The sequence below is a fragment of the uncultured Bacteroides sp. genome, from assembly GCF_949298305.1.
Classification (GTDB): Bacteria; Bacteroidota; Bacteroidia; order Bacteroidales; family Bacteroidaceae; genus Bacteroides.
On sequence record NZ_CASFWU010000153.1, the window covers coordinates 1 to 3990 of the forward strand.

3 protein-coding genes are annotated in these 3990 nt (G+C 55.2%); all 3 read left to right on the top strand.

Features of this window, described 5'->3' with window-relative positions; all coding sequences use genetic code 11:
- The first annotated feature begins 275 nt into the window (after positions 1-275).
- Positions 276-1442: a hypothetical protein gene (locus tag Q1Y74_RS13745; RefSeq protein ID WP_300814859.1), complete on the top strand. Its 1167-nt coding sequence runs from the start codon at positions 276-278 to the stop codon at positions 1440-1442.
- Between the two features lie 124 nt (positions 1443-1566).
- The gene (locus tag Q1Y74_RS13750) at positions 1567-2853 is read left to right on the top strand and encodes an NCS2 family permease (protein ID WP_300814860.1); all 1287 of its coding nucleotides are present in this window, start codon (positions 1567-1569) and stop codon (positions 2851-2853) included.
- 979 nt (positions 2854-3832) lie between these two features.
- Positions 3833-3990: GTPase (locus Q1Y74_RS13755; protein ID WP_300814861.1), on the top strand; the 158-nt coding region annotated here is incomplete at its 3' end.

Below are 3990 nucleotides of genomic sequence, written 5' to 3' on the forward strand. Positions count from 1 at the left end.
TAAACTTAATGATTCGGATAGCACTAAGTTAATAAAAATCAGCGATATGCGCAACTTTCCAAACATATTATCAATTCAAATTAATTCCGCCAATAGGTACTTATAGTAAATAATGTTACTATCCGGCACGCACCCTCCGCGTCACGAAAACCGCCGACGAAGCAGACCTCTCGCTCCATGCCTTCTGCTACACCTACGACGAAAGGGGACGATGCACGGAACTGAAAAAGCCCGGAACGGGAACCATACACTATGGATACGGCAACAACGACCTGATGCTCTTCTCGCAGGACGAAAAGCAACAAGCAGCCAACCTCATGACCTTTTACCTGTATGACAAGACGCACCGGCTGGTGGTAAAAGGGGAATGCGAGATTCCGTTAAACTTTGCAGGCGCCGAACAGGCAACCATCTGTACATATACAGGACCGGGGACGGGCATTGACGGATGCGGATATACGGCCAACTTCAACTTCCCTTCGCCCGTGTTACAGCTTGTCAACTTTTACGACGATTACAGCTTCCGTACCGGAACCGGATTCAACAACACGAATTTCCCCGCACCGGTCGGGAACTACAGCTGCGGCAGGAAAATGGGAAGCATCGTCTATGTGCCCGGACAGGACACACGCCTGTACAAGGCATATTATTACTCGATGCGGGGAAACCTGATCCGTGAAGTGAGCAGCAACCTTCGCGGAGGATATGACACGACGGAGACCACCTACAGCTTCACCGACCGGCCGTCGCACAGCACACACACGCATACGGCACAGAACGCGCCGACCCTGACCGAGGCTTACGACTACACTTACGACCATGCCGACCGGCTGACCAAAGTGGAGCATACCTTCGGAGGAGTAAAGCAGACCTTGCTGGCACATGCATACGACGAGTTGTGCCGACTGTCGCATACGGACTACCACGGAAGTTCCGCCAACCGACTGACCTACAGCTACAACCTCCGCGGCTGGCTGACGGGCATCAGCGGCAACAAGTTCTCGCAGAACCTGTATTACAACACCGGGAACGGAACGCCCTGCTACAACGGCAACATCAGCAGCATGACCTGGAAAGCCGGAAATGAGACGACGCTCCGCGGCTACAAGTTCACCTACGACGGACTGAACCGCATGCTGGATGCGGTCTATGGCGAAGGTACTTCGCTAAACACAAACGCCAACCGATTCACCGAGAAAGTGACAGGCTACGACAAGAACGGGAACATACTCGCTTTGCAACGGTACGGACAGACTTCCGCAAGCGGATATGGCTTAATTGACAACCTGACCTTCACGCTCGATGGCAACCAGCTGAACAGGGTGGATGACGCTTCCACCGCTACGGCCTACAACAACGGCTTCGAGTTCAAGGACGCCGTGAAGCAGGCCGATGAGTACGCCTACGACGCCAACGGCAATCTGACGAAAGATTTGATATAAGTTTGTGAAGCACTCGCTTGAACTTCTTGCCAATTATGCTTACTTTTACGGCCGGCTACCGCATACCCACTACGGAACTGCCCGAAGACTCAATTCATGTTCCATCCATTCAATGCTGAAGATTATGCTGAAGAAATTATTCGGTTTCAACCCCCACATCACCAGCGTCCGTACAGAAGTCCTGGCCGGCATCACCACCTTCCTGACCATGGCCTACATCCTGGCAGTCAACCCCAACATCCTGAGCGTGACAGGTATGGACAAAGGAGCCCTATTTACGACGACCGTCCTGACCTCAGCCTTCACCACCCTGCTGATGGCCTTCTATGCCAAGCTGCCTTTCGGGCTGGCACCCGGCATGGGGCTGAACGCATTCTTCGCCTATACGGTCTGCCTGACGATGGGCTACTCCTGGCAGTTTGCCCTGACGGCTGTCCTCATCGAGGGCATCATCTTCGTCCTGCTCACCGTGAGCAACCTGCGCGAAAAGATTGTCAACGCGCTCCCGCCCTCGCAGAAACTTGCCATCGGAGGCGGCATCGGCCTGTTCATCACCTTCCTGGGCTTGCAGAATGCAGGCATCGTGGCGAAGAACGAGGCCACCCTTGTCAGCCTGGGCGACATCACCTCGGGCCCGGCCCTGCTGGGTATGGCCGGCCTGCTCGTCACCTCCATCCTGCTGGTCAAGCGGGTGCGCGGCGCCCTGCTGCTGGGCATCCTGATCACCACGCTCATCGGCATCCCAATGGGACAGACCCACATGGACGGCATCATCAGCACTCCGCCCTCCATCAAGCCCATTTTCTTCCAATTCCAGTGGGAGCATATCTTCACCAAAGAAATGGTCATCGTAGTCATCACGTTCCTATTCATGGACATGTTCGACACCATCGGCACGCTGGTAGGCGTATGCACCAAGGCCAACATGCTGGACAAGGACGGCAGAATCCCGCGCCTGAAGCAAGCCTTCCTGACCGACGCCATCGGCACCACCGTAGGCTCCTGTCTGGGCACCAGCACCGTGACCACCTTCGTGGAGAGCGCGGCAGGCGTGAACGAAGGCGGCCGCAGCGGACTGACGGCCTTCGTCACGGCCGTCTGCTTCCTGCTGGCCCTGTTCCTGGCGCCCTTCTTCCTGGCCGTCCCCGGAGCCGCCACCGCCCCCGTGCTGATACTGGTGGGGCTGATGATGATGTCGCCCCTCAGGCGCTTGGACTTCACGGACTACTCCGAGTCCATACCGGCCTTCATCTGCATCGTCTTCATGCCCTTCTCCTACAGCATCTCGGACGGCATCGTGCTGGGCCTGCTGTCCTACGTGCTCATCAACCTCTGCTGCGGCAAGTACCGCAAGCTCACCGTCGGGATGTACATCCTGGCCGCCTTCTTCATGCTGAAGTTCTTCATCTGACGCCCCGGCCCCCCGCCCCGCCGGGAGAGGCTGTGAGCAAATTGACACTTTGCATTTTCTATCGCTCCAGAATGCGCTGTTTCGGCCCGCAGGCAGGGGCGGACGGATTTTTGGAAGCCGGTTTCCGCATCGGACAGACGCAGAGCGAGATAGCGAAATGTTTACAAACGAAATAGAAAAACAGAAGCCCCGCAACGGGCAAAAAACGGTGATTCCAGCCGCCGCCGGCAATGTCCGCAAGCCGCACAAGCACGGTCCGCGGGCCGTACAAGCATTGTCCGCGGGCCGCACAAGCACGACGGAAGCGGGACACAAGCACGGAGCGCGGCCCGCAGAAGCATTTTTCGGAATAAACATACAAAAATGCGTCCCCAAACGCGTATAACCATTCACATTCCTGCATATATTCCATCCGCCGTTTCCCCATTTCATCCGTTCTGAAAAAAGGGCTTGTCAGCCGGAAGCCCCCTTTTCCGACATTGTGCAAGCAAAAACGGCCGGCCCACGACACCCTGCCCGACGGCCCCGCCCACCCCCGGAAAACGTTTATTGCCCCTCAAACGTATCAGGAAACAAAGAAAAAGCGTTATCTTTGCGGGCAATTAACTGAACGATAGCTGACTCAAGTTTCGCACTTGCGAAACTTGCAGGAGTCAAAGGAGTTAAAAGGAGTTATCGGGGTGTGTCAAAACGAAGTGATGGTATCTGACTCCCCTCCTTCTGGAAGGAGGGGTGCCCAACGGGCGGGGTGGTAGGTCATGCGGCATCTTGTACCCTTCGGGTACTCCTCCTTCCTGAAGGAGGAGAGTTTCAGATACCCTTGTTTTGACACACCCTCTAAGAGTTAAAGCCGAAAGCTCAAATGTATGGCCGGCATCCTTTCACAAAGGCATTGGCTTAACTCCTTAACTTCTTAACTCCTTAACTACAACTATTAATAAACTTGCGAAATTTAAATAACTAAAAACAAGATAGACTTATGGCATTAAAAGCAGGTATCGTGGGCCTTCCCAACGTGGGAAAATCCACCCTTTTCAACTGCCTGTCCAGCGCCAAGGCGCAGGCGGCAAACTTCCCCTTCTGTACCATCGACGCCCAGATGGGCCAGGTATCCGTGCCCGACGAGCGTCTGACCCG

Coding starts and splice junctions, on each gene's coding strand:
- Q1Y74_RS13750 (WP_300814860.1), top strand. CDS start 1,567: ATGCTGAAGAAATTATTCGGTTTCAACCCCCACATCACCAGCGTCCGT.
- Q1Y74_RS13745 (WP_300814859.1), top strand. CDS start 276: ATGCTCTTCTCGCAGGACGAAAAGCAACAAGCAGCCAACCTCATGACC.